Genomic DNA, 25,906 nt, shown 5'->3' on the forward strand with positions numbered 1-25,906 from the left:
CCATGCCCCCGGCCGAGCTGCAGGACGACGACGAAATCGACCTGCTGGGCCTGCTCGACGTGCTGCTGGAGGCGCGTTGGCTCGTTGCCGGTGTGGCCGCACTGGTGCTGCTGCTTGGTGGCGCCTATGCGTTTCTCACCAGCCCCACCTACGAGGCCGACTCGCTGATCCAGGTGGAAGACAGCAAGCCCGGCGCCGCTGGCGCCCTGGGCGAGGCGGCAAGCCTGTTCGACATCAAGTCGCCAGCCACCGCCGAGATTGAAATCCTGCGCTCGCGCCTGGTGGTCGGCAAGTCGGTCGATGACCTGCAGCTCTATGTGTCGGCAAGCCCCCAATACCTGCCACTGGTGGGCGGCTGGCTGGCACGCCGCGCCACCACGCTGTCCAACCCCGGTTTTTGGGGCTTGGGGGGCTATGTCTCGGGCACCGAATCCATCCGCCTGGGGCTGCTTGAAGTGCCCGCCGAGCTGCAAGGCAAGCCGCTGCTGCTGGTGGCTACCGACGGCGGCTTTGAGCTGCGCGACCCCGACGACCAGGTCCTGGTCAAAGGCCAGACCGGTGTGGCCGTGGAGTTCGGCAGCGACGACGCCAAGGGGCGAATCCTGGTGAAGGAGCTCCAGGCCAAACCGGGCGCGCATTTCACGGTGCGGCGCGATTCACGCCTGGGCGTGATCGAGCAGTTGCAAAAAGACCTGGCCATTGCTGAGCAGGGCAAGCAATCGGGCGTGATTGCCGTAACGCTGCAGGGCAACGACCCCGAAAAAATCGCCCGCACCCTCAACGCCGTGGGCACCAACTATGTGCGCCAGAACACCGAGCGCAAGTCGGCCGAGGCCGAGAAGTCGCTCGACTTTCTGGGCGGCTTCCTGCCCCAGCTGAAAAAGCAGCTCGAAGAATCGGAGGAGAAGTACAACAACTTCCGCAACCGCAACGGCACCTTTGACCTGGGCGTTGAAGGCAAGAACTACCTCGACATGGCCGTCAAGTTGCAGGCCAGCCTGCTGGAGCTGCAGCAAAAGCGCCGCGAACTCAGCGCGCAATTCACCCCGGCCCACCACGTCATCCAGACACTGGATGCCCAGATTGCCGCCGTCAGCAAAGAAATCGCCGTACTCACCAGCAAAGTCAAAACCCTGCCCAGCACTGAGCAAGACCTGCTGCGCCTGACGCGCGACGTCAAGGTCAATGGCGAGCTGTACCTCAACCTGCTCAACAGCGCCCAGCAGCTGCGTCTGGTCAAGGAAGGCAAGATAGGCAACGTGCGCGTGGTCGATGCCCCCGTGGTGCCTGAAAAGCCCGTCAAGCCCAAGCGCGCGCAGATACTGGCCATCAGCCTGGTGCTGGGCCTGCTGCTGGGCATGGGCCTGGCTTTCCTGCGCAACAGCCTGCGCCCCGGTATCCGGGATGCCGCCGACATCGAGTCGGCCACCGGCCTGCACGTTTTTGCCACGGTGCCGCAATCGCTGGAACAGGTCAAACTGGCCAAGCTCATCAAGAGCCATGCACCAGGCAACCACCTGCTCGCCGTAGTGCATCCCGAAGACCCGGCCATTGAAAGCCTGCGCAGCCTACGCACCGCGCTGCAATTTGCCATGCTCGATGCGCGCAACAACGTGGTGTTGTTCAGCGGCCCCACTCCGGGCATTGGCAAGTCTTTTGCCAGCTCCAACTTCGCGGCCGTGCTGGCCGCGGGTGGCAAGCGCGTGCTGCTGATTGACGCCGACATGCGCAAAGGCCACATCCACCAGTTCTTTGGACTGCAGCGCGGCCACGGCTTGAGCGAGCTGATTGCCGGCACCCGCACCCTGGGTGACGTGGTGCACCGCAATGTGGCACCCCACCTCGACCTCGTCACCACCGGCATGCTGCCGCCCAACGCCGGCGAGTTGCTGCTGTCGCCCTCCATGGTGCAGCTGCTGCAAACCGCATCCGCCCAATACGACCTGGTCCTGATCGACACTCCGCCCGTGCTGGCGGTGTCGGACACCCAGGTGCTGGCACCCCACGCCGGCACGGTGTTCCTGCTGGCGCGGGCCGAGGTGACGGCGCTGGGCGAGCTGCTGGAGAGCACCAGGCGCCTGGGCCAGGCCGGCGTGCCGGTCAAGGGCGTGGTGTTCAACGGCCTGGACACCAGCCGCCAGCGCTATGGCGGCTATGGCTACAAATACAGCCGCTACCGGTACACCAATTACCAGTACGGCAACACCAGTGGGCGGGAATGAACATGCAGGCCACCCCTCCAGCAGCAGTGCCGCAACACGTCGCAATCATCATGGATGGCAACCGCCGCTGGGCCGCCAAGCGCAGCCTGCCGCGCGCCCTGGGCCATGCCAGCGGAGCGCGGCGCGTGCGCCAGATCGTCGAGGCCTGCTCTGCGCTTGGCGTGAGCCACCTCACGCTGTTTGCCTTCAGCACCGAAAACTGGCAGCGCCCGGCCGAGGAAGTCACCAGCCTCATGGGCTTGCTCGTGCACTACCTGCAAAAAGAAATCAGCGACATGCACCGCACCGGCGTGCGCCTGAAGATCGTGGGCGACCTGAGCCGGTTTGATCAGCGCCTGCAAAACCTGATGGCCAGCGGACAGGCCCTGACCGCCCACAACACCAAGATCACCCTGACCATTGCCGCCAACTACGGCGGGCGCTGGGACATGGTGCAGGCCGTGCGGGCCTGGCAGGCTGACAACCCCGCCTTGAGCTTGATCGACATGGACGAAGCCGCGCTGCGCCCGTACATGAGCATGGCTTACGCGCCCGACCCCGACCTCTTGATTCGCACGGGTGGCGAGTCGCGCATCAGCAACTTCCTGCTCTGGCAAATGGCCTACACCGAACTGTTTTTTACCGACACGCTGTGGCCCGACTTCTCAGCGCTCCTGCTTGACGAAGCACTGCAGTGGTACAGCGCACGCGACCGTCGCTTTGGCGTTTCCAGCGCGCTGGCGGCCAGTTAACTTTCTTCAGAACAGGCTCGACCATGCTTGATATTTTGGGCTTCATTCCACTGCCTGCCCTGGTTGCAGGATGCGTAGCGTTGCTGGTAGCACTGTTGCTGGTGGTCACGCAGGGCTGGCATGGCCGTCACACCATGGATTCGGACGAGGGGATTCAAAAGTTCCATACCGAACCTACGCCTCGCGTGGGCGGCATTGCCATTGCGGCCGGCATTGTGGTGGGCTACCTGCTGGCAAGCCCCGACAGAAAATCCCTGCTGGGCCCGCTCATCCTGGCCGGCATCCCGGCCTTTGCCTTTGGCCTGCTTGAAGACATTACCAAGCGCGTCAGCGTGCGCAACCGCCTGCTGGCCACCATGGGCTGTGGCGTGCTGGGCTGGGCCATCACCGGCTTTTCGATTACCGACGCCAACCTGCCCGGGCTGGACTGGCTGCTGGGCTTTACCGCCATCTCGGTGCTGTTCACCGCCTTTGCCGTGGGCGGCGTGGCCAACGCCATCAACATCGTCGATGGCTTCAACGGCCTGGCCGCTGGCTCTGTCGTCATCATCCTTACCGCCTTTGGTGTGATGACCACCGCCCTGGGCGACCACGACCTAGCCCTGGTTTGCCTGATTTTGGCGGGTGCCGTGGTGGGCTTCTTGCTGGTCAACTGGCCGCTGGGCAAGATATTTCTGGGCGATGGCGGGGCCTACTTTGTGGGCTTTGCCCTGGCCTGGATTGCCGTGCTGATTTTGCAACGCCACCCTGAAGTGTCGGCCTGGGCGCCCATGCTGGTGTGTGGCTTTCCGGTGCTAGAGGTGCTGTTCAGCATCGTGCGCCGCCGCCGCCGCAACCTCAGCCCTGGCGACCCCGACCGTTTGCACCTGCACAGCCTGGTCAAGCGCCGCCTGGTGCGCTTCTTGTTGCCCAACGCCAGCAACCTGGCGCGCAACTCGGCCACCGGCGCCATCATGTGGTTGGCAGCGCTGATTCCCGCGGTCATTGCGGTGAACTGGCCTAGCAGCACCCCCATGCTGGTGCTGGGCTTTGTTGTCTGTGCCGTGCTGTATTCAGCCGCGTATGCGCGGTTGACGCAGTTCCGCTGGTGCTTGAGCGCCGCCTCTTTAACTACCAAAACAAGCACCGCATGATTGAACCCGTCATTCTTTGTGGCGGCTCTGGCACCCGCCTTTGGCCGCTGTCCCGCAAGTCATTCCCCAAGCAGTTTGTGCCTCTGGTGGGTGACAAAAGCCTGTTGCAGCTTACGCTGGAGCGCGTCACGCAACTGGGAGGCCAGGCTGCTACCAGCGTCATGTGCGTGGCGGCGGACGATCACCGCTTTCTGGTAACCGAGGCCATGCAGGCCGCCAAAGTGAGTGGCACCGTCATTCTGGAGCCCACGGCGCGCAACACAGCCGCCGCCATGGCGCTGGCCGCGCTGGCGGTGCAGCCCGGGCAATTGCTGCTGTTTTGCCCGGCTGACCACCACATCCCCGATGCCCAGGCCTTTGCCGCTATGGTCAAGCAAGGCCAGGCTGCAGCCGGGCAGGGCGCCATCGTCACGTTTGGCGTGGTGCCCAGCTTCCCAAGCACCGCCTACGGATACATTCAGCAGGGCCAAGCCCGGCCAGATGGCAGCCACACGGTTGCCCGCTTCATCGAAAAGCCCGCTGCCGACAAGGCCCAGGCCCTCATCTCGCAAGGCGACGTGCTGTGGAACGCCGGCATTTTTCTGTGCCAGGCGGATGTCTTGCTCAAGGCCCTGCAACAGCACGCACCCGACGTTCTGGCCAGCTGCCAGCATGCCATGGCCGGTGCCACGCAAGACCAGCCCTTCATCCGGCCCGAGCCCCAGGCTTTCAGTGCCTGCCGCGCTGAAAGCATCGACTTTGCCGTGATGGAACACCATGCCGATGTGGCCGTTGTGCCGTTCAGCGGCGCCTGGAGCGACGTGGGCAGCTGGAATGCCGTGGCTGATTTGACGGCGCCCGACGAGCATGGCAACCGTGTCGATGGCCAAGGCCTGGTCATCGACGCCAGCCAAACCTTCATCCACGCCCCCCACCGCCCGGTGGTGGCACTGGGCACGCAAGACCTGCTGATCATCGACACACCCGATGCCCTGCTGGTGGCCGCGCGCAGCCATGCCGAGAGCGTCAAAGCCGTGGTCGCCGAACTGGAGGCCCGCCAAAGCCCGCAAGCCGCCCTGCACCGCAAGGTGGCCCGCCCCTGGGGCTGGTATGACAGCATTGACATGGGCGAGCGCTTTCAAGTCAAACGCATTGCCGTCAAACCCAGTGCTTCGCTCAGCCTGCAAAAACACCACCACCGTGCTGAGCACTGGATCGTGGTCAAAGGCACGGCCGAAGTCACGCGCGGCCATGAAACCTTCTTGCTGACCGAAAACCAGTCCACTTATATCCCCATTGGTGAAGTGCACCGCCTGCATAACCCCGGCAAGACCGATCTGGAAATGATCGAAGTGCAGTCCGGCAGCTACCTGGGCGAAGACGACATCGTGCGCCTTGACGACGCCTATGGACGCATCGTTCCAATTGAAAGAGCTAAAAACCTGGCCTGAAGCCGCGGCTCATCCCACTTCAAACCTTGCACACTGACATGACCACAACACAACAAAAAGTCGCCCTCATCACCGGCATCACCGGCCAGGACGGCTCCTATCTGGCCGAATTTCTGCTGGCCAAGGGCTACATCGTCCACGGCATCAAGCGCCGCGCCAGCTCGTTTAACACGCAGCGCGTAGACCACATCTACCAAGACCCCCACACCGAAAACGCTAGATTCAAGCTGCACTACGGCGACCTGAGCGACAGCAGCAACCTAATACGCATCGTCCAACAGACCCAGCCCGACGAAATTTACAACCTGGGTGCGCAAAGCCACGTGGCTGTCAGCTTCGAGTCTCCTGAATACACCGCCGACGTGGACGGTATGGGCACCCTGCGCATTCTGGAGGCCATCCGCATTCTGGGCTTGGAGAAAAAGACACGCTTTTACCAGGCCTCGACCTCCGAGCTTTTTGGCCTGGTGCAAGAAACTCCGCAGAAGGAAACCACCCCCTTCTATCCGCGCAGCCCCTACGCAGTAGCCAAGCTCTATGCCTATTGGATTACGGTGAACTACCGCGAGGCCTACGGCATGTATGCCTGCAACGGCATCTTGTTTAACCACGAAAGCCCACGCCGTGGCGAGACCTTTGTGACCCGCAAAATCACCCGCGGCCTGGCCAACATGGCACAGGGCCTGGAAGACTGCATGTATATGGGCAACATTGACGCCCTGCGCGACTGGGGCCATGCCAAAGACTACGTGCGCATGCAGTGGCTGATGTTGCAACAAGACCAACCCGAAGACTTTGTCATTGCCACCGGCGTGCAATACAGCGTGCGCCAGTTCATTGAGTGGTCTGCTCAAGAACTGGGTATTACCCTGCGCTTTGAAGGTCAAGGCGTGAATGAGCACGCCATCGTCGCAGCCATTGCCGGCAACAAAGCACCCGCGTTGAAGGTGGGTGATGTCATCGTCAAGGTTGATCCCCGCTACTTCCGCCCCACAGAGGTGGAAACCCTGCTGGGTGACCCCAGCAAAGCCAAACAAAAACTCGGATGGGTGCCAGAAATCACCGCGCAGCAAATGTGCCAGGAAATGGTGGCCAGTGACCTGATCCAGGCCCAGCAGCACGCACTGCTCAAACAACACGGCTATCCCGTTTTCAACGCCACCGAATAGCCTGGGTCAAGAACATGGGCAAACTTCGAATTTTATTAACGGGCGGCGGCGGCATGGTCGGGAGCAACGTGCTTGAGCACTCCGCCATCGGCGAGTTTGAAGTCCTCGCGCCCCGCAGCAGCGAATTGGATCTGCGTGATTTCAGCGCAGTACAAGCGTATTTGCAGGCAAACAAACCAGACATGGTGATCCATGCAGCGGGCAAAGTAGGTGGCATCCAGGCCAACATGCGCGAACCGGTGGGTTTCTTAATGGACAACCTCGACATGGGGCGCAACATCGTCTGGGCGGCACATCAGGCCGGCATCAAGCGCCTGATCAATCTGGGCAGCTCCTGCATGTACCCGCGCAACCACTCCGAGCCCTTGCGTGAAGAAATGGTGCTCAAGGGTGAATTGGAGCCAACCAACGAAGGCTACGCCCTTGCCAAAGTGGTAACGGCACGGTTGTGCGACTACATCATGCGCGAGGATGCGAGCTATCAGTACAAGACGCTCATCCCCTGCAACATCTATGGCCGTCACGACAAATTCGATCCGGCACATTCGCACCTCGTGCCAGCGATCATCCACAAAGTTCATCAGGCCAAACAGAGCGGGCAAGAGACGGTAGAGATATGGGGTGACGGCACTGCGCGGCGTGAATTCATGTACGCAGGCGACTTGGCCGACGCGATAGTGCGAGCAGTTAATAACTTCGACACATTACCCACCTACATGAATGTTGGCTTGGGGCATGACCACACCATCAACGAATACTACCAAGCCGCAGCCGAATTGATGGAATACACCGGGGGTTTCGTTCATGACCTCGGAAAACCCGTCGGCATGGCGCGCAAGCTGGTCAGCGTGGAGCGGCAACAAGCTTGGGGCTGGTCGGCACGCCATGACCTGCGTGACGGTATCGAAAAAACATACAGCTACTATTTGAAAGAGCAACAACAATGAATGTCAAGTTTCCATTAGCCACCGCCTCGTGGGGTAGAGAAGAAACCGATGCCATGCAGCGCGTTATCGCCTCCGGTATGTACACCATGGGCGCGAACGTGCAAGCGTTCGAGCGTGACTTCGCCCAATATGTCGGCAGTCAGCATTGCGTGATGGTGAACTCCGGTTCCTCGGCCAATCTGTTGATGGTGGCGGCCCTGTTCTACACCAAGAACCCGAAGTTGAAACTGCAACGAGGCGATGAAGTCATCGTGCCCGCCGTGTCGTGGAGCACAACCTACTACCCGCTGTATCAATACGGTTTGAAGATCAAGTTCGTCGATATTGACTTGCAAACTTTGAACTACGATCTCGATCAACTGGAACAAGCTGTCACAGACAAGACCCGCGCGATTATGGCGGTTAATCTGCTTGGCAATCCAAATGATTTCGGACGCATCGAGCAGATCATTGGCAAGCGAAACATCGTCTTGATGGAAGATAACTGCGAGTCCATGGGGGCCACCTATCAAGGCAAGCAAGCCGGCACCTTCGGCGTGATGGGCAGCTTCAGTTCTTTCTTCAGCCACCACATCTCCACCATGGAGGGCGGCCTGATTGTTACCGACGACGACGAGATTTACCAAATCCTGCTGTCACTCAGGGCTCACGGCTGGACGCGCAACCTGCCCAAGAAAAATCACGTGTGTAGCGACAAGAGCGATGACCCGTTCGAAGAATCATTCCGTTTCGTGCTGCCCGGCTACAACGTGCGCCCGCTGGAAATGGAAGGCGCGCTGGGTGTCGAGCAACTGAAACGCTTGCCAAAGATGATTGAAGAGCGCCGCAAGAACGGCAAGCTGCTGCAAGCGTCGTTGAGCAATCATCCAGACATCATCATCCAGCAGGAGATTGGCGAAAGCAGTTGGTTCGGCTTCAGTTTGGTGATTCGTCCCGGTAGCAAACTCACGCGCAAGGCATTGGTGGTGAAGCTGAATGAGCTAGGTTTTGAGTGTCGCCCGATCGTGGCCGGCAACTTCGCCAAAAACGAAGTGGTTAAATATTTCGATTCCACTGTTCACCGCACACTTACTAACGCAGAGCATATTGATCGCTTCGGTCTCTTTGTAGGCAATCATCACTATCCCATTAAAGAAGCAATCAAGGAGCTTGGCTCATTGTGAAAGTGGACCCGCGCTACTTTCGCCCGACCGAGGCCCAGCCCATGCAAAGCCACATCAACGTCGGCTTTGGCGGCGACGTGAGCATCGCCCAGCTGGCCCGCACCGTGGCCCTTCCAGGGCAGCATCACCTTTGACCACAGCAAACCAGACGGAGCACCGCGCAAGCTCATGGACTCCGCCCGTCTGCACAGCCGGCTGGCGCGCCAAGGTGGAGCTGGAAGCCGGCCTGGCATTGGCCTATGCCGCCTTCTGCAAACCAGAATGAACCCCCAAGCCGCGGCCCCCGCGTCATTGCGAGCGAAGCGCGGCAATCCACGCCCCATGCAGCACATCGGGCAGAAATAATGAGAAATATGTGGTTGCTGTCAGCATAGGATGGTAAATATTTGCTATCAAAACGGTAGTGTCTGAGGCGCCGCCGAAGACTTTTCTTTTCAAGGTCTATTGATGAATCAACCCTTTATCCACGCTCTGGCTGACGTCCAGTCCACTGCCATCGGCGCTGGCACGCGCGTCTGGCAGTTCGTCGTCGTGCTGCCCGGCGCAAAGCTCGGCCAGGACTGCAATATCTGCGCGCACTGCCTGATTGAAAACGACGTGGTCATCGGCGACCGCGTTACCGTCAAAAGCGGCGTCCAGCTGTGGGACGGTTTGCGCGTGGGTGACGATGTTTTTATCGGCCCCAACGTGACCTTTACCAACGACAAGTACCCCAAGAGCGGAAACGTTAACTTCAAGCTGGTCGCCACACGCATCGAAGCGGGTGCCAGCATCGGCGGCGGCGCTACGTTGTTGCCCGGCGTGATTATTGGCGCTGGCGCTACTGTGGGGGCGGGTGCGGTGGTTACCAAAGACGTGCCACCGGGCGCCACGGTTGTGGGCAACCCAGCCGGCGTAATCAGTCAAACAAGCTCAAGAAAAATCTAATGAAATTCAATATCGACCTCTGCAAAATAATTGAACTTCCGAAAATCGCCGACCCCCGTGGCAACCTGACCTTTGTGGAAGGCGGCAACCAGATTCCCTTTGATATCCAGCGTGTCTATTACCTTTATGACGTGCCGGGCGGCGCCGAGCGCGGTGGTCATGCGCACAAAGGGCTGCACCAGCTCATCATTGCCATGTCAGGCAGCTTTGATGTGGTGCTGGATGACGGGGAAAACAAGAAGCGCGTGCACCTCAGCCGCTCATACAACGGCCTGTATGTCTGCCCCATGATCTGGCGCGAACTGGACAACTTTTCGTCTGGCTCCGTCTGCATGGTGCTGGCCTCCAACAAATACGACGAAGCAGACTATTACCGCGACTACGCAGAATTCATGCGGGCACGGTGGCAAGCATGAAAATTCCATTTTTAGATTTGGGCGCGGCCTACCGCGAGCTGCAAACCGAGATTGACACTGCCGTAGCCCGATCACTGGCCTCTGGCTACTACATCGGTGGGCCGGAGGTAGAGGCATTTGAAGATGATTTTGCCAGCTACTGCGGCGCAGCCCAGGCGGTAGGCGTAGCCAACGGCCTGGACGCCCTGCACCTGGTCCTGCGCGCCATGGACGTAGGGCCGGGTGACGAAGTCATTGTGCCCAGCAACACCTACATCGCCACCTGGCTGGCCGTCAGCCAGTGCGGGGCCACGCCCGTGCCGGTGGAGCCCGATGCGCGCACCTTCAACATTGACCCAGCCCGCATCGAAGCGGCCATCACCCCACGCACCAAGGTCATCCTGCCCGTGCACCTGTATGGCCAGCCAGCCGACATGGACCCCATCCTGGCCATTGCCCGCAAGCACGGCCTGCACGTGCTGGAAGACGGGGCGCAAGCCCACGGTGCGCGCTACAAAGGCCAGCGGCTGGGCGCGCATGGCGACGCCGTGGCCTGGAGCTTTTACCCCGGCAAAAACCTGGGCGCCATGGGCGACGGCGGCGCGGTGACGACCAGCGACCCGCAACTGGCCGACCGCATCCGCGTGTTGCGCAACTATGGCTCGCGCGTGAAATACGTGAACGAGGTGCAGGGCTACAACAGCCGGCTGGACCCGCTGCAAGCGGCCATCCTGGGCGTGAAGCTGGCGCACCTGGACGAATGGAATGCCCGTCGCAGCGCCATCGCCGCGCGCTACCAGCAGGGCTTGGCCAACTGCGGACTGATCCTGCCCCACGTGCCCGACTGGGCCGAACCCGTGTGGCACCTGTATGTGGTGCAACACCCTCACCGTGACGCCTTGCTTGCAAAAATGGGTGAAGCAGGTGTTGGCACGCTGATTCACTACCCCATTCCGCCGCATTTGCAGCAGGCTTATACGGCAGCGGGTTATGTGCAGGGTCAATTTCCTATCGCCGAGCAAATTGCGAACCAGTGCCTCAGCTTGCCGATAGGGCCGCACTTGGAAGATACGGGTGCAGCCGCTGTTGTGGCCGAAATGAATGCAGGGGCCTAAGCGTGTCTGAACAAGTCGCGTCCTACCGGCGCATTCTCAAAAGCACTTCTATTATTGGTGGGGCCTCGGTCATCAATATTTTGATCGGTTTAGTGCGCACCAAAATCCTTGCCGTTTTGCTTGGCCCAGCCGGCGTTGGCCTTGTCAGCCTCTACACGGGCCTTATCACAACGGCCACAGCTGTTGCCACCATGGGCATTGGCACTGTGGGCACACGTCAAATCGCCGAAGCACTCAGTCAGGAAAATGAACGTGCCCTGGCCGTGGTGCACCGCGCAATGACCTGGGGCGCGTTGTTGCTGGCCGCTGCCGGCGCGCTGGTCGTTTGGTCGTCACGAGAAATGTTGGCGGTCCGTGTACTGGGCGGTGCCGAACACTCAACGTTGGTTGGTTGGTTGGCACTGGGCGTTGCCTTGTCTGTAGCCGGTGCCTCACAAGGTGCATTGATACAAGGCATGCGCCGTATCGGCGACATGGCGCGGCTGAGTGTGTTTGGTGCATTACTGAATACCGTGATGGGTATGGCTTTGTTGTGGCAGTGGGGGCAAGCGGGCTTATTGGCCTACGTGCTTATTGGCCCTCTCGTGAACTTTCTCCTAGGGCACTTGTATGTGTCGCGCTTGCCCAAGGTGACCTCTGAACCGATTTCCATGCAAGAAATGGCGCACCAGTGGCAAACATTGTTGCGCCTGGGCGTCCCCTTCATGGGCGCGGGGCTGGTCGGGGCATTGGTGCAACTCTGGATACGGGTAGAAGTGGGCCATGCCTTGGGTGCAGAATCGCTCGGCCACTTTCAGGCGGCATGGACTATCTCGATGCAATACATCGGATTTGTGTTAGCGGCCATGGGCGCAGACTATTACCCCCGGCTAACCGGGGTGATCAATGACCACAAAGCAGCAACCCGTCTGGTCAATGAGCAAACGGAAATTGCACTTCTTCTTAGCGCGCCGCTTTTTATCGCCATGATCGGATTGGCCCCTTGGGTGATTAACCTGCTGTATTCAGGTGAATTTTCACCCGCAGTGGATGTGTTGCGTTGGCAAATATTGGGTGACGTTCTCAAGGTGGCCAGTTGGCCATTGGGCTTTGTAATCTTGGCAGCGGGAGCCGGCAAGACTTTCTTTTGGACAGAAACGGTAGCGCTTATGCTGATGGGAGGCTTGATTGCAGGTTTTTCCTCCAGCGTTGGACTACAGATTACCGGTATTTCATTTTTGCTATGCTATTTAGTTTATCTGCCGTTAGTTTATCTGCTAGCTAAGCGCCGAATTGGTTTTCAATGGTCCGGTAGTGTAGTGAAATTAATAGTTATCACTTTCGTGCTTTGCATAGCGGTTGCGATCATCAGCACCCACTATTGGTCGGGTGCAATCGTTACAGTTGCAATATCACTGGCATTCGCACTTTATACATTAGCCCGGATAGCGAGTACGAGTAATTATGGTGGGCCGGCGGTTAGAATCACTGAATTTACCTTGGCGAAGGTAAAAGAAATATGCGTAAATTTTTTAAAGTATAAGTAAATGTCCGAAATAATGCCATTAGTCACATTTGCGCTGTTTTCTTATAATCAGGAAGATTATATAAAAGAAGCTATTTTGGGTGCATTTTCACAAACTTACTCGCACTTAGAAATTATTATTTCAGATGATCACTCATCTGATCGAACTTTCGAAATTGCAAAAGAGATGGTAAGTTCTTATGGTGGTTCTCATAAAGTAATTTGCTTAAGAAATGACAAAAATATTGGCCTGGCAAGGCACATTAATAAAATTAATTCGATCTCAAATGGAGAGTTAATCGTTTGTGCGGCAGGTGATGATATTTCTATGCCTCAACGAACTCAAGTAATTGTGGATGAGTATTTGCGCTACGCAAGGGTCCCTAGTTATTTTTTCTCTACAGCTAAAAAAATTAATCTAAATAGTGAGGTTGCGGGAATAATTAATAGTCCGGGTATTAAAAATTTAAATAGAAAAATTAATTCCGCTCTCTCGCCTCACCCCATCGCCATAGGGGCAACGCAGGCGTGGACCAAATTACTTGTCCTCTCCTTTGGCCCACTAAATACCAATATTTCCGCCGAGGATCAAATTTTTGGATTTCGTGGCACGCTGCTTGGACCAGTAGTGCATATAGATGAGCCCCTTGTTCTTTACCGAGTCGGCAGCGGAATTAGCACAAGAATCGTAAAGTTTTCTATAACAAGGTACTTTAGCGGAAAAGTTAATGGGATTAGGATGTTCCAACAGCGATGCATAGATGCATGGCATGCGGAATATTACTTGTTATCGACAATCATTGCAGGAAAGATATTAATGTTGATATTAATCCTACCGCTTCACCCAATTATCTCCTTTATTCAAAAAAGGGAACTGAAAAAATTGGTTATGAAATGATCGACTTAATAAATTTATTGAGTCAATTGATTAGTTGATAAGAAGTTTTCGTAAATTATAATAATGACCATAGTCGCTCAAAAAAATATTGTTGTCGGCCCAGGCAGTGAGAGAAGAGCTGTATATGCACTGCTGTTGATTATCCTGATCAATATTTTAAAACCTGTTGCCGACTATTTTCTGAATATAAGTAACGCTAGTCTGACGCAGCTTCAATTAGCCATTATATTCATAGCCTATTTTTATTTGATAAAGAATAAGTTTAGATTTAAAAATTATGAGCAATTATTGATTGCGTATCTTATTTTTAGATATGTTGTTGAAGTAATAATTAGTGCAAATATATACCAACCCAGCGTTTCATTAGTTAAATTTATTTTATTAATAGTTGGGACAAACATTGTATTAAGCAATAGTTTTAGTAAAATATTTAGAGATCGAATTTCTTTAATCTTATGGTCATATCTATTCATTACTACAATCATTTCTTTAATTCAACAAAGTAATACTTTTTTAAGTAATATTTTTATGAATTACGGGGGGAATATAGTGAGCTCAAATGGATTGGGCATTGATAGGGCAACCGGCGGTATTGGTGGAACGGTAATAGACTACTCGTTTTTCATTGGGTTTTTCTTGATGATATTAATTTCGCCCAGCGAACGAGTTTCATTAAAAAAAGTAGCCATCTTTTTTATATCTGCTTTATTGTGCTTTTCTCGAATAATTATCTTGCAGATTTTTTTAATACTAATAATTTCAATATTTGTCGTCAAAAATATAATGTACAAAATATTCATGTCGCTGACATTTATTTTATTGTGTTATTTATTGACGGAGCACTGGGCTGGTTTTATTAACCTGTTTGAAATATTCGTAAATACTTCAGATCAAGATAGGGTTCATGGATGGTCGGCTGTATCAAATAATCCATCTGTTGTAGACAAATTGATAGGCAACTCAATGGGTTTAAATACCGGCTTCCCTGCAGATGGGCAACAAAAAATTACTGCGGACGGTCATTTCATTGGGTTTTTCTCCGATTTCGGAATTTTAGGCCTGGGCATTTACATAATATATTTGTACGAAAATCTTAAGCGCTTGAAGTTGAATAGAAACAAATTCTATTTATTAATTATTATTTTTGCAGCACCATTATTTATAAATAGTGGATTTGATAAAATATTTAATGTAATGATGTTTCCATTTGTTTTATTATTAATAAAAAAAGATGAGGCTGTTTATAAAAGTTCTTTAAATAAGTAATACTTTTTATAATTTACTTTTACATTCAACTTATTCAACTATTTTTTGATGAAAGCTATTGTGAAATCCTGTTTTGGTGATCGACTGTGAATCGCCCTCGTCTTAGTGTCCTTATTCCGGCATACTGTTATGCGCCTGGGTTGGAGCGAATTCTCAAGGCGCTTGGCGAGGGTTATTTAAATGAGTGGGAGTTGCTTATTTTTGACGACTCTCCTGACAATGAAATTCAAGAGCTTGTTTCATTATTTGCAATTAGATCTAAATGTACGTTAAAGTATCAACATAACAAGCCACCTTTAGGGGCTGCGGCTAACTGGAACGCGCTACTTGATGCGGCTCGGGGTGAATACTGTATGCTGCTGCATCACGATGAATTCCCCTTAAGCGAACATTTTGTACATAACTTGGTCCAAGCCCTGCGGCAGGATGTTAAGACTGACATCCTGTTGCTTGATTGCGTTCTCGCAGATCCTGGCAGCGGTAGCTGTCGCCGCCATTTGCCGATGTGGCTGAGGACTTTCGTAGTTAGGCATTGTCCTAACTACTTGTTCCGGCGCAATGTAGTTGGCCCCACCGCGACGCTAGTGATTCGTCGCTCCTTGTATCCAAGGTTTGACGGAAGGCTGCGGTGGCTTATCGACGTGGACCTTTATGCGCGCGTGCTTAAGGTGACGAGGCTATTGAGACCGTGTCCGCATATACAGATCGGATCATTGCTGGGCCGCGCAGACTCCATCACAGCAAGTCTCGGGTCAGAAATCGCGGGAATAGAGCGTGAGGAACGCGTCTATTTGCAAGACCGACACCCAACTGCTCGCGTTTGGCTTGGGCCGCGAGCCGGCGAGCCCGTACTTCATGGAGTGCTGCGTGCGTGCGAAGCCGCGTGCTGGTATGGCATGCGCTTGGTGACCCGTATTGCAACGCTTTTTTATCCAAATCCCGTGCCGATCGCTGAAGTGCGTCAGGCGCTCAATGCGTCGCCTAAGGCGTAGTGCGCCAAATTATTTATTCAAGATGATCATCTCCAACATCATCGGTGGACTGGGCAATCAGATGTTTCAGTACGCTTGTGGCCGGGCCTTAAGCCTTCGTACCGAACAGCCGCTGCGCATTGCTACGGACCAATTTGACGGCTACACGCTGCACAACGGCTTCGAGCTACAACGTGTGTTCCATGTCGAAGTGCCGCAGGCTAACGAGGTTGAGCTGAAGCGTCTGCTAGGCTGGCAGGCACCGCCGGTACTGCGACGGGTGTTCGGCCGGCCGACTATGCGCTGGGCAACGGGCCGGAACTGGAGCAATGAGCCGTATTTTCAGTACTGGCCTGGCATCAATGACGTGCGGGCATCGAGCTATCTGCATGGCTATTGGCAGTCTGAGCGCTATTTCGCGGCTGTGGCTGACCGTATCCGCGCAGACTTCACCTTCCGCATGCCCTGGGACGAAGCCGACCTCGCTGTTCGCGAGCGGATGCAGGCCCAGCCCAGCGCCAGCCTCCACGTGCGTCGAGGAGACTACACCCTCGCCAAGAACCAGGGTGTTTTCGCGCTGTGTAGCCTTGATTACTACCGGGATGCCATTCGCTTGGTACGCCAGCGCGTGCCAGGTGTGCGGCTATTCGCTTTCTCGGATGACCCAGATTGGGTGGATGCACAGCTAGGTTCCGAGTTTGGTCCGATCGAGACTGTTCGGCATAACGGCGGCTCTCGGAGTGCGAACGACATGCGGCTGATGTCCCAGGCCGATCATCACATCATTGCAAATAGCAGTTTTAGTTGGTGGGGGGCTTGGTTGAACCCGTCAACAAAAAAGCTCGTGGTGGCGCCGCGAAGCTGGTTTTTGAATGGCACGAATGACAAGGATTTGATTCCCCCATCATGGGTGCGAATATGAATTCACAACACTTGCCGCCCGAACTCCTTAACCTCTGGAGCCTATTGTGCAATAGGCGCCGATACGCCAACCTTTAGTCGAGATATGAAACGATGAGAACCAAGGTCGCTACCCTGATGGCTGTCTACCGTGGAGACGATCCGCAAGCTCTGGCTGTGGCACTTGAGTCAGTACTAGGTCAGCAGTTCACTGATGAAGTCGAGTCGCACCTTTACTTGGCGGTCGATGGCCCAGTGCCTGAGGGCATCAATCGCGTGATCGCAGAACGCGGTGAACGTATCTATCGAATCCATCGACTCGATCGTAACTTTGGTCTAGCTGCAGCCCTTAACTCACTTATCAAAGAGTTGAGCGACGAGGCATTCATATTCCGGATGGACGCCGATGATCGCTCGGATATCAGGCGTTACCAGGTGCAGCTTGACTATTTTCGGCAACATCCGTCCATCGATATTCTGGGCACTGATATTATCGAAGTTGACACTGAGAAGGGCACCCGACGCCGAATCAGTTTCTGTCGTGGACCCGATGATGCACTCGCGAAGCTTTGTCGAGGAGTACCGGTAGCACACCCCACGGTCTGCTTCAGGCGTCACGTCCTTGACCGTGTCGGTGGGTATCCGCTGTCAGGGACTAACGAGGATATTGCATTATGGTTTCGCTGCGCGCAAGAAGGCTTCAGATTTGACAATGTCAATGAACCTCTTCTCGATTTTACGGTTAGCCCTCATTTTTGGAGCAGGCGCAGCATCGGAAAATCCTTCAGCGAGTTGCGCTGTTACACAACGGGCATCTGGGCTCTGAATGGCATTACGTGGAAGTACGTCTACCCAATACTGAGATTTGCACTAAGGATTGCACCTCGCTGGTTGGTGCGCCTGATGTACGCGTCGCCCTTAAGAAGACGAACCGTCCGCGCAAATTGACGGAAATGGTCCGGCGAGGGAAGGTCTGCATAAATCTGGTCAGCCTGTGCTTGTCAGTGGCCGCGTCTGCTGAGACGATATCCGTATGAAGCAGCAAAGCCTGGGATTGGGGTCGTCGAGCAAACGAACGCGCAAGCGCGAGTTCCTAGGCGAGATGGAACGCGTCGTTCCTTGGGGTGATTTACTTGGGTGGCTGTGCTGCTCTTGCTGGCGCTCTGGTGGCGGCTGAGCCGATCAGTGGCGGCCCGTCGTGCGTTGGTCACTGCGCTAGCTTTCGGCATGCTGGTCGGCTGGCTGCCGCTGCCCGATGCTCTGCTGCGCCATTTGGAAAGTCGGTATTCGGCGCCAAAGGCTGTATGGGCCGGGCGACTGCAGCCATACACAGACATGGTTGTGCTGGGTGGCGGAGTCGAGCGCGTGCACTGGTGGTTGGGGGTAACCAGGTGGAGCGGGACATCTCGTCCGCGCGCATGGTGGTGCCTGTGGCGCTGATGCGTCAGCAAACTACATGTTTCGCGCATGCAGAAGCATCAGGCTTCGACATGTATATGGGCCCCGGTGAATTGCGTCTGCTTTTCCAGCGTTTGCAGGTCTGTATCCGAGAGGCAGCGTTGTGGATCCCGCAGGATGAAGCCTTGTGCGTCGTCAAAGCGCACTTGCGGCCAACAAGAAGCTGGCTGCTGGTTTCGCTGCATGATGGTTGCGAGTTCTTTCTCCAGATACCGCTCCATGGCCATGCCGCGCAGTTCGGGCTTGAAGACTTTGCCCACGTTGGTGGTAGGCAGTGCGGGCAGGATTTCGACGTATTTGGGGCGCGCGGGCGGCTCGTCCACGTGGCGTGCCGCAAAGTCGCGCAGGGATTCGGCATCTGCTGTCTGACCTTCTTTGAGCGTGACGAAGGCCACCGGCACTTCCCCTGCATACCGGTCTGGCGCACCCACCGCGGCGCAGGCCTTCACGGCGGGGTGTCTTTCCAGGGCTTGTTCTATCACTTGCGGGTCAATGTTGTGGCCGCTGCGAATGATCAGATCTTTCGAGCGTCCTTGCAGCTTGAGCAAGCCATCGGGTGATAGCGAACCCAGGTCGCCTGAGATGAGCCAGCCGTCGTCCGTGAAATAGCTCTTTCTCTCGATCTGACCCAGGTAGCCTGCAAACAGATTGGGCGACTTGAACAGCACCATGCCGGTCTCGCCGGCCACTGCTTCGTCTGGCGTGAGATTGCCGTTGGCATCCATCTTGCCGATGCGGATGCGGGCATGCGGCGTTCTGAAACCGACATGGCCAACGCTGGCATGCACGCCGGGCGGGGTGATGGTGGAGATGCCGGTCATCTCGGTCATGCCCAGGCTTTCGTGCACATGGAAACCCGTACGATCCTTGAAGCGTCGTGCCGTTTCCTGGCTGAGCGGCGCGGCGCCCGTGCGGAAGTAGCGGATGGAGGAGATATCTGCTCCACCCAGGTCGATGTCCGAGAGCGCGGACAGCACCGTGGGTACGGCGGACATGACGGTCGGCATATGGCGGTCCGCGAGCCGCCAGAAATTGGCAATAACGTCCTTGTTGCGGAACAGCTCCTTGGTCGGGATGATGACCTCGGCGCCCGCGGAGAAGCAGGCCAGCGAACCAGGCAACACCCCGGCCACGTGAAACAGCGGGTAGCCGTTGATGGTGCGGTCGCTTGGGGTCAGGCCCTGCATCTGCACGCTGGCCCAGGCGGTATAGACCTGGGCCCCATGCGTCTGTGCCGCCAACTTGGGCGAGCCAGTGGTGCCGCCCGTATGGAAGTAGGCTGCGACATCGCTCGGTTGGATCTTGCGCCCCGAGAGCAGTTGGTCCGCAGGCTGGCGGGCAATGAGCTCGGAGAAGCTTTGCACGGATGCGCGGATGCCAGTGGCATCGGGCACGGCGCCCGTGTGGCTCACGTACAGAACATGCTCGATGCCGGTGGCGAGCTGCGCCACCTTGCCCCAGATGCTGGCATCGTCCCGGTCTGCCCAGGCAACCAGGACCTTGGCACCGGTGGCACTGAGCAGTGACGAGATTTTCTCTACCGTGAGCAAAGGATTGATCGGCTGCACGATGGCTGCGGCCTCGCCGCCCCACAGCGCGAAATGGTATTCAGGGCAGCCCGGCAGCATGATGCCGACGGTGTCCTGCCTGCCCAGCCCCAGGCTATGCAACGCATTGGCGGTTTGGTTGATCTTGCCCAGCAGTTGCGCGTAGGTGTAGCGCTCGATGTCGGCGTCGTCATCGGCGGTCTTGAGGAAGGTCAGGGCCACCCCTGCGCCATGGCTGCGGGCCGAGGCCTCGAACAACGCATGGGTGGATTGGGGCTCGATCAGCGCATCCAACGGCGTTTGCTCGATGGCCTCGATGTCCGCGAGACAGCGTATGGCGCGTATGGGATAGAACATGGTGTCTCCAGGGTGCCGCGATCAGGATAGGAACAGTCCGGTTCCCCGCGCGAAGGCAGCGCGGCAATCACGCACCATGCGGTCTATCAGCTCCTGGCAGGTGGGAACGTCATCGATGAGCCCCACGCACTGGCCGGTAGCGATCACGGCGTCGTCTATGTTGCCCGACTGCAGCGCCGCCTTGCCGCGCTGTCCGGTGACGAGGTGGCGCAGGTCTTCGAATTGACAACCTCCCGCACGGCGCTCCATGTCCACGACCTCTTGTGTCACGCTGCTTTGCAGTGCGCGGGAGGTGTTGTTCAGGCTGCGCAGCACCAGTTGCGTATCGGTTTCCTTGGCGTTGACCAGGGCTTGCTTCAAGTCATCGTGGACCGGAGCTTCCATGGTGGCCAAAAAGCGCGTGCCCATGTTGACGCCCTCGGCGCCCAGCGCCAGTGCCGCCGCCATGCCCGCACCCGTGGCGATGCCGCCAGAGGCGACGACGGGTATGTCGAGGACCTTGACCGCGGCGGGAATCAACACCAGGCCCGGAACATCGTCTTCGCCCGGATGGCCCGCGCACTCGAATCCGTCGATCGAGACGGCATCCACCCCGATCTTCTGAGCCGAAAGCGCATGCCGCACCGAAGTGCATTTGTGGATCACCTTGACGCCGCCCTGGTGCAGCCGACCCATGTATTCCCTGGGGTTGTTGCCCGCGGTCTCCACGATGCGGATACCGCTTTCGATGATGACGTCGATGAATTCGTCATAGGGCGGCTTGTTCTGCGCGGGCAGGAATGTCAGGTTCACCGCGAATGGGGCACTGGTGAGCGCCTGTGTTTTCTGGATTTCCTTGCGCAGGTCTTCGGGCGAAGGCTGCGTCAACGCGGTGAGCACACCGAGTCCGCCGGCGTTGGAGACAGCGGCCACCAGCGGGCTGAGGGCTACCCACTGCATGCCACCCTGAATGATGGGATAGCGGATTCCGAGCAGCTCTGTGATACGTGTTTTCATGGTGCGTCTGGTGTTTTTCCCATTGCGAAGACGCGGCTTGCCCTTAGCCGCGTCTGGGTGGGCTGATCCGTTTGGATGCTGGGAGAGGTTTATTCGGCGGTGAGCTGGTTGTCCTTGACCACCTTGCCCCAGCCGGTGAAGTCGGACAGAAGCAGCTCCTGCGTTTTGCCCGGGGTGAGGTAGGCGGGAAGAATGCCAATCTGCTCGAAGCGTTGGTTTATCTCGTCGCTGGCCAGAATCTGCCGGGATTCTTCGCTCACGCGGTCAATGATGTTCTGCGGCGTGTTTTTCGGCGCCACCAGGCCGCCCCAGGAGGATGCTTCGTAGCCGCCAAAGCCCTGCTCGGCCATGGTGGACACCTCGGGCAGCACCTTCACACGCTTGGGCGTGCCCACCGCCACTGCCTTCAGCCGGCCCCCCTTGATTTGCGGCAGGGCCGTGACCATGTCCGCATAGATCACCGGTACCACGCCGCCCAACGTGTCGTTCATCGCGGGTGCGCTGCCCTTGTAGGCAACGTGCTGCATGTTGCTGAAGCCCTTGGACTTCATCAGTTCCATGCTCAGATGCCCCGAGCTGCTGGTGTACATCAGCGGTTGCGCGCTTGCCTTGGATTTGGCGAACAGCGACTTCAGATCGGTCAGGTCGGGCAGCGAGTTTTTGTTGACCGCGATCACGTTGGGCAGGTCGTAGATCTTGGTGATGGGGGCAAAACTGGTCGCGGGATTGAATGTGGCTGTCTTGAAGAAATGCGGCGCCAGGATGGTGGGCGTCACCATCATCATGAAAGTGTAGCCATCAGCCGGCGTGTTCATGAACTGGCCCGCCGCCACCGCGCCCGAGGCGCCGGGCTTGTTGTCCACCACGATCGGTTGCCCGAGCCGCTTGCTCAGCGCCTCGGCATATACGCGGGCCGCGGAATCCGTGGGGCCTCCCGCTGGGAATGGCACCACCAGCTTGATAGGTCGATCGGGCCAGTCTGCAGCCAACGATTGCAGGGTGGTGGAAGCCAACAGCAGACCCATGGCCGTAAGCGCCGAGGTGCGCAAAAATTTTGAACGTGTCAGTGTCATTATGTCTCCTTGAATATCCAGTTTGTGTTGTCCGCTCGCTGGTGGTTTGGTGATTCTTTCAGACAAGATCGCCATTGACAACGACAGCATTGATGTACACCATGGTCAAAAATATTTGACATGAAGTGGCCGTCATACATGGACCTGCTCGCACTGACCATCTTTGTAGAAATCGTGGACGGGGGAAACCTCAGCCAGGCTGCCCGCGCCTTGAACATGTCACGCGCTAATGTCAGCTATCACGTCGCCCAGCTGGAGAAGTCGCTGGATGCCGAGTTGCTGCGCCGTACACCGCAGGGTGTGGAGCTGACCAATATGGGCCAGCAGGTCTACGAGCATGCCAGGAACATCGTTCATGAAGCAGCGCTGATGCGCGATGCCGTCAGCGCGAGCGAAGACCAGCTGACAGGGAAGATCGGCCTGAGCGCGCCTACCGGTTTCGGGCAGCTGGTCATGGGGCCTTGGCTAATTGAGTTCAAGAAGAAGTACCCCGGCATCATCCTGGAGGTGCGGCTGGAGAACTTCATCGACAACCTGGTCAAGGACGGAGTGGATGTTGCAATCCGCGTGACCCCGGAGCCTCCCCCCATGGTCGTGGCCCGGGATTTGGGGCCTGTTCACTACACCTTGTGCGCTTCCGCCGAATGGGCTGCCCGGGAACGTTTGCCACAGAATTTGGGCGAGCTCAGGCGCACGCCCATCATCACATCGGGCGGGGTGAGCGGCCGTGTGCGCATGACTGCCGCTCAAAATGGCCATGAAGAGGAGATCGAGTTTGTTCCAACCCTCATGTCGCGCAGCTACCCCTTTGTGCTCGATTGCATTTTGAGCGGCATCGGCGTGGGCTTGGTGCCCGACTATGTGATCCGGCCGCGTCTCCAGACAGGTGAGTTGGTGCAGGTGCTTGCCGAATATCAGTTCGGCATCGACGGGAACCACCTGTACCTGATGTACATGCCCAACCGCTATCAGTCGCGCGCCGCCATCACTTTCATCGATTTCTTGACTGACAAGATGGGGCTTCTGCGGATGGTAAGGAGATCTGGCGTTTGATTGGTTGTGGCAGGGGCGGGGGGTTGGTCACGGTAGCTGTGTTCAGCCAGAAGGCCGCATGAAGCCTCAGTTTTTACCGTTTCCGGCTCAGGTGTGACCGCATCGCCAAAACCGATGTCCACCTGCAGCACGAACCGCTCCAGCCCGTAGTGGGTGAGCGTCAGGTTGAAGTCTGCTTCGTGGCATCGGCGCGTTGCTTCAAGCGGGCGCGGATGGAGGCGGCCAGGTTGCGGCTCATGCTGTCACGCTTTCCAGGTAGGGCCGCATCACATTGGCTACGCGGTTGACCGCGGCGTAGTGCCAGAGCGCATCCATGGTCAGCTTGCGCTGAGCCCAGCCATCGCGCAGCGCCTCCAGCGCCACGTCCAGACCGATCTTGTTGCGGTACTTGAAGCAGTCGGCCACCGTTTTGTTGGCGTTGAACACCGGGACTTGCACGCCATCGATGTCGATGGGTTCAACGCCTTCGGAAAGGGCCAGTCCCGACATGCGCACCACGCGCAGCGCTGGCTGGTCGAGCCGGGGTGTGGGTGTGTGCGGAGGGATCGCAAGCCAGACCTCGAACGGCGCCTGGGTGCCGATGCCATGGACGCGCAGCGCCGACAGCAGGCACACAACGCCACGCGGCGCCCGCAGGGCCACTTCGGCCAGGGACCGGTGTTCACTGAGCGCACGCCCCGGCAGGCTGTAGACGCCGCGGGCCACACGTTCCAGCTTGCCCGCAGCGACCAGTCGGCTGAGCACCACGGTCGGCAGCGCCTGCGCTGTCAGGTCGCGTGCGCGCAGCAGTGGTTGGCGCTCGGCGAGTGCGAGCACGGCTTGTTCCAGCGTTGAATGTTGTGCATGGCGCATTCAAGTAGTTTGTTGTAAATGCTAGTTACTTGTCAACAACCAACTAGATAAAACAACTCGCAGTCCGAGCATCACGCTGGTTTATCGAGCCCAGATCTGACCCTGCCTTGCATCAGGCCCGTCAACGGCTAATTTTTTGCAGTACTTTGTGCAGTACAGAGAAAAAAACTCCGGGGCAAAAAAGAAAAAACCCCAAGTGAATCAATCACTTGGGGTTGTGTTCTGGCGGAGAGGGCGGGATTCGAACCCGCGGTGGGGATTAGCCCACACACGCTTTCCAGGCGTGCGACTTAAACCGCTCATCCACCTCTCCGAAGCCCACGATTATAGCCACAGGTCAGGGTGTGTTGGGGTTCGCGGCCTGGCTTGCCCCAAAAAAACCGGCTTCAGCTGGCCTTCTGGGTCTGAACCATCTTCATGGCAGAGCCAATCAGTGCCGACACCTCGGTCATGTTGCTGGGAACGATGAGGGTGGTGGTGGCGTCGGTGGCCACCTTGCCATAGGCTTCCACGGCTTTTTCGGCCACCTTGAGTTGCACGGCCTGCTCGCCGCCGGGCTGGCGGATGGCGGCGGCCACGCGTTCGATGGCTTCGGCATTGGCTTCGGCCACGGCCTTGATCGATGCGGCTTCGCCCTGTGCCTTGTTGATGACGGCCTGCTTTTCACCCTCGGAGCGGGCAATGAAGGCCTCGCGCTCGCCGGTGGCGATGTTGATCTGTTCCTGGCGCCGGCCTTCCGAGGCGGCGATCAGGGCGCGCTTTTCGCGTTCGGCGGTGATCTGGGCCTGCATGGCGTGCAGGATTTCCTTCGGGGGCGTGAGGTCCTTGATTTCGTAGCGCAACACCTTCACGCCCCAGTTCAGCGCGGCCTCGTCGATGGCCTGCACCACCTGGGCGTTGATGATGTCGCGCTCTTCAAAGGTCTTGTCGAGTTCGAGCTTGCCGATCACGCTGCGCAGCGAGGTCTGGGCCAGCTGGGTGACGGCCATGATGTAGTTGCTCGATCCATAGCTGGCGCGCATGGGGTCGGTGACCTGGAAGTACAGGATGCCGTCCACCTGCAGCTGCGTGTTGTCGCGGGTGATGCAGATCTGGCTGGGCACATCGAGCGGGATTTCTTTCAGGCTGTGCTTGTAGGCCACCTTGTCCACAAACGGCACCAGAAAGTTCAGGCCCGGCGTGAGCGTGCCGGCATATTTGCCCAGCCGCTCTTTCACCCAGGCGTTTTGCTGGGGCACGACCTTGACGGAGCGCGCAATGAAGACGACGGCGATGGCGAAGAGGATGAGGGCGATTTCCATGGGGGCCTTTCCGGGCGTTGGGTATGGGCGGTGATTTCAGAGCGGATCGACCAGCAGGCGGCTGCCCACCAGTTCGGCCACGCGGTGCATGCCGGTGGAGGGCGTGACGCCGGGGCGATGAATGGCGGTCCACTGGGTGCCGCGGTATTTCACGCTGGCCGTGCCATCGGCACTCCAGCTGTCGATCATGACGGTTTCGCCCACATCCAGGTTCACGCTGCGATCGGCGCGGGCAGAAGGGTCGCCAGGGCGTTTCTTCTTGAACTGGTGCCATGCCACCACCGCACCGCCGCCCACCACCGCGGCCGTGATGATCTGCGCGGCCAGCGGCAGGCCCAGGTGCGCGGCCAGCGCTGCGGCTGCCAGCCCCACCGCCAGCATCAGCAGATAGAAAGTGCCGGTCAGCAGTTCGGTCACCACCGCCACGCCTGCCAACAGCCACCAGATAGTGGATTCCTCCATGCGGACTCCTTGTTCGTCTTTAGTGCACCACATTCT

The 25,906-nt window shown here is 57.4% G+C and carries 24 protein-coding genes, 1 tRNA gene and 1 pseudogene; 19 read left to right on the forward strand and 7 right to left on the reverse strand.

Annotated features, from left to right (window positions below):
* Positions 1–2 precede the first annotated feature (2 nt).
* The 18 genes and pseudogenes from AC1Q5S_RS13110 to AC1Q5S_RS13195 form a co-directional block, all read left to right on the forward strand.
* Positions 3–2,222, forward strand: a complete 2,220-nt coding sequence (locus AC1Q5S_RS13110; protein WP_492239004.1) for a polysaccharide biosynthesis tyrosine autokinase — start codon at positions 3–5, stop codon at positions 2,220–2,222.
* A 2-nt stretch (positions 2,223–2,224) separates the two neighbouring features.
* Positions 2,225–2,953 (forward strand): polyprenyl diphosphate synthase, encoded by a 729-nt coding sequence (gene uppS / locus AC1Q5S_RS13115; RefSeq protein WP_492238976.1) that lies wholly within the window; start codon positions 2,225–2,227, stop codon positions 2,951–2,953.
* 23 nt (positions 2,954–2,976) lie between these two features.
* On the forward strand, positions 2,977–4,086 hold the full coding sequence (locus AC1Q5S_RS13120) for an MraY family glycosyltransferase (RefSeq protein WP_492238977.1): 1,110 nt from the start codon (positions 2,977–2,979) through the stop codon (positions 4,084–4,086).
* Positions 4,083–5,516 carry a mannose-1-phosphate guanylyltransferase/mannose-6-phosphate isomerase gene (locus AC1Q5S_RS13125; RefSeq protein WP_492238978.1) on the forward strand — a complete coding sequence of 478 codons (1,434 nt, stop codon included), beginning with the start codon at positions 4,083–4,085 and terminating at the stop codon, positions 5,514–5,516. Before AC1Q5S_RS13120 ends, AC1Q5S_RS13125 begins: the two co-directional genes overlap by 4 nt.
* 38 nt (positions 5,517–5,554) lie before the next feature.
* Entirely contained in the window at positions 5,555–6,685 is a 1,131-nt protein-coding gene (gmd, locus tag AC1Q5S_RS13130) for a GDP-mannose 4,6-dehydratase (protein ID WP_492238979.1), read from the forward strand.
* Positions 6,686–6,699: 14 nt separating this feature from the next.
* Entirely contained in the window at positions 6,700–7,632 is a 933-nt protein-coding gene (locus tag AC1Q5S_RS13135; RefSeq protein ID WP_492238980.1) for a GDP-L-fucose synthase family protein, read from the forward strand.
* Positions 7,629–8,795: a DegT/DnrJ/EryC1/StrS family aminotransferase gene (locus tag AC1Q5S_RS13140; protein ID WP_492238981.1), complete on the forward strand. Its 1,167-nt coding sequence runs from the start codon at positions 7,629–7,631 to the stop codon at positions 8,793–8,795. The genes AC1Q5S_RS13135 and AC1Q5S_RS13140 overlap by 4 nt, the downstream gene beginning before the upstream one ends.
* Positions 8,792–8,929 carry a hypothetical protein gene (locus AC1Q5S_RS13145; protein ID WP_492238982.1) on the forward strand — a complete coding sequence of 46 codons (138 nt, stop codon included), beginning with the start codon at positions 8,792–8,794 and terminating at the stop codon, positions 8,927–8,929. The genes AC1Q5S_RS13140 and AC1Q5S_RS13145 overlap by 4 nt, the downstream gene beginning before the upstream one ends.
* 313 nt (positions 8,930–9,242) lie before the next feature.
* Positions 9,243–9,722 carry an acyltransferase gene (locus AC1Q5S_RS13150; RefSeq protein WP_492238983.1) on the forward strand — a complete coding sequence of 160 codons (480 nt, stop codon included), beginning with the start codon at positions 9,243–9,245 and terminating at the stop codon, positions 9,720–9,722.
* Positions 9,722–10,138: a sugar 3,4-ketoisomerase gene (locus tag AC1Q5S_RS13155; RefSeq protein WP_492238984.1), complete on the forward strand. Its 417-nt coding sequence runs from the start codon at positions 9,722–9,724 to the stop codon at positions 10,136–10,138. Before AC1Q5S_RS13150 ends, AC1Q5S_RS13155 begins: the two co-directional genes overlap by 1 nt.
* Entirely contained in the window at positions 10,135–11,232 is a 1,098-nt protein-coding gene (locus AC1Q5S_RS13160) for a DegT/DnrJ/EryC1/StrS family aminotransferase (protein ID WP_492238985.1), read from the forward strand. Before AC1Q5S_RS13155 ends, AC1Q5S_RS13160 begins: the two co-directional genes overlap by 4 nt.
* Before the next feature lie 2 nt (positions 11,233–11,234).
* On the forward strand, positions 11,235–12,758 hold the full coding sequence (locus AC1Q5S_RS13165) for an O-antigen translocase (protein ID WP_492238986.1): 1,524 nt from the start codon (positions 11,235–11,237) through the stop codon (positions 12,756–12,758).
* Entirely contained in the window at positions 12,759–13,634 is an 876-nt protein-coding gene (locus AC1Q5S_RS13170; RefSeq protein ID WP_492238987.1) for a glycosyltransferase, read from the forward strand.
* A 63-nt stretch (positions 13,635–13,697) separates the two neighbouring features.
* Entirely contained in the window at positions 13,698–14,900 is a 1,203-nt protein-coding gene (locus tag AC1Q5S_RS13175; protein ID WP_492238988.1) for a hypothetical protein, read from the forward strand.
* An 86-nt stretch (positions 14,901–14,986) separates the two neighbouring features.
* On the forward strand, positions 14,987–15,892 hold the full coding sequence (locus AC1Q5S_RS13180) for a glycosyltransferase family 2 protein (protein ID WP_492238989.1): 906 nt from the start codon (positions 14,987–14,989) through the stop codon (positions 15,890–15,892).
* A 22-nt stretch (positions 15,893–15,914) separates the two neighbouring features.
* Positions 15,915–16,793, forward strand: coding sequence for an alpha-1,2-fucosyltransferase (locus tag AC1Q5S_RS13185; protein WP_492238990.1), 879 nt, complete (start codon positions 15,915–15,917; stop codon positions 16,791–16,793).
* 92 nt (positions 16,794–16,885) lie between these two features.
* Positions 16,886–17,719, forward strand: coding sequence for a glycosyltransferase (locus AC1Q5S_RS13190; RefSeq protein WP_492238991.1), 834 nt, complete (start codon positions 16,886–16,888; stop codon positions 17,717–17,719).
* 85 nt (positions 17,720–17,804) lie between these two features.
* Positions 17,805–17,906 (forward strand): annotated as a pseudogene (locus AC1Q5S_RS13195) (IS5/IS1182 family transposase); the annotation flags it as partial.
* Between the two features lie 343 nt (positions 17,907–18,249).
* Here AC1Q5S_RS13195 and AC1Q5S_RS13200 read toward each other — a convergent pair.
* The 3 genes from AC1Q5S_RS13200 to AC1Q5S_RS13210 form a co-directional block, all read right to left on the reverse strand.
* Complete coding sequence (locus tag AC1Q5S_RS13200) at positions 18,250–20,133, reverse strand: acyl-CoA synthetase (protein ID WP_492238992.1); 1,884 nt, start codon at positions 20,131–20,133, stop codon at positions 18,250–18,252.
* Positions 20,134–20,154: 21 nt separating this feature from the next.
* Positions 20,155–21,129, reverse strand: coding sequence for an NAD(P)H-dependent flavin oxidoreductase (locus AC1Q5S_RS13205; RefSeq protein WP_092696603.1), 975 nt, complete (start codon positions 21,127–21,129; stop codon positions 20,155–20,157).
* Between the two features lie 89 nt (positions 21,130–21,218).
* Complete coding sequence (locus AC1Q5S_RS13210) at positions 21,219–22,154, reverse strand: Bug family tripartite tricarboxylate transporter substrate binding protein (protein ID WP_492239005.1); 936 nt, start codon at positions 22,152–22,154, stop codon at positions 21,219–21,221.
* 186 nt (positions 22,155–22,340) lie between these two features.
* Between AC1Q5S_RS13210 and AC1Q5S_RS13215 the strand changes: the two genes are divergently transcribed.
* The gene (locus AC1Q5S_RS13215) at positions 22,341–23,255 is read left to right on the forward strand and encodes a LysR family transcriptional regulator (protein ID WP_092696604.1); all 915 of its coding nucleotides are present in this window, start codon (positions 22,341–22,343) and stop codon (positions 23,253–23,255) included.
* Between the two features lie 234 nt (positions 23,256–23,489).
* Here the strand turns inward: AC1Q5S_RS13215 and AC1Q5S_RS13220 are convergent, their stop codons facing one another.
* The 4 genes from AC1Q5S_RS13220 to AC1Q5S_RS13235 all read right to left on the reverse strand — a co-directional run bounded on the left by AC1Q5S_RS13220 (position 23,490) and on the right by AC1Q5S_RS13235 (position 25,870).
* On the reverse strand, positions 23,490–24,107 hold the full coding sequence (locus tag AC1Q5S_RS13220) for a type IV toxin-antitoxin system AbiEi family antitoxin domain-containing protein (RefSeq protein WP_303833286.1): 618 nt from the start codon (positions 24,105–24,107) through the stop codon (positions 23,490–23,492).
* A gap of 223 nt (positions 24,108–24,330) precedes the next feature.
* Positions 24,331–24,420 (reverse strand) — tRNA-Ser (locus tag AC1Q5S_RS13225).
* A 73-nt stretch (positions 24,421–24,493) separates the two neighbouring features.
* Entirely contained in the window at positions 24,494–25,408 is a 915-nt protein-coding gene (locus tag AC1Q5S_RS13230) for an SPFH domain-containing protein (protein ID WP_026437361.1), read from the reverse strand.
* A gap of 36 nt (positions 25,409–25,444) precedes the next feature.
* Complete coding sequence (locus AC1Q5S_RS13235) at positions 25,445–25,870, reverse strand: NfeD family protein (protein WP_026437362.1); 426 nt, start codon at positions 25,868–25,870, stop codon at positions 25,445–25,447.
* Positions 25,871–25,906 lie beyond the last annotated feature (36 nt).

It is taken from the genome of Acidovorax sp. GW835-FHT14B10 (assembly GCF_058793725.1).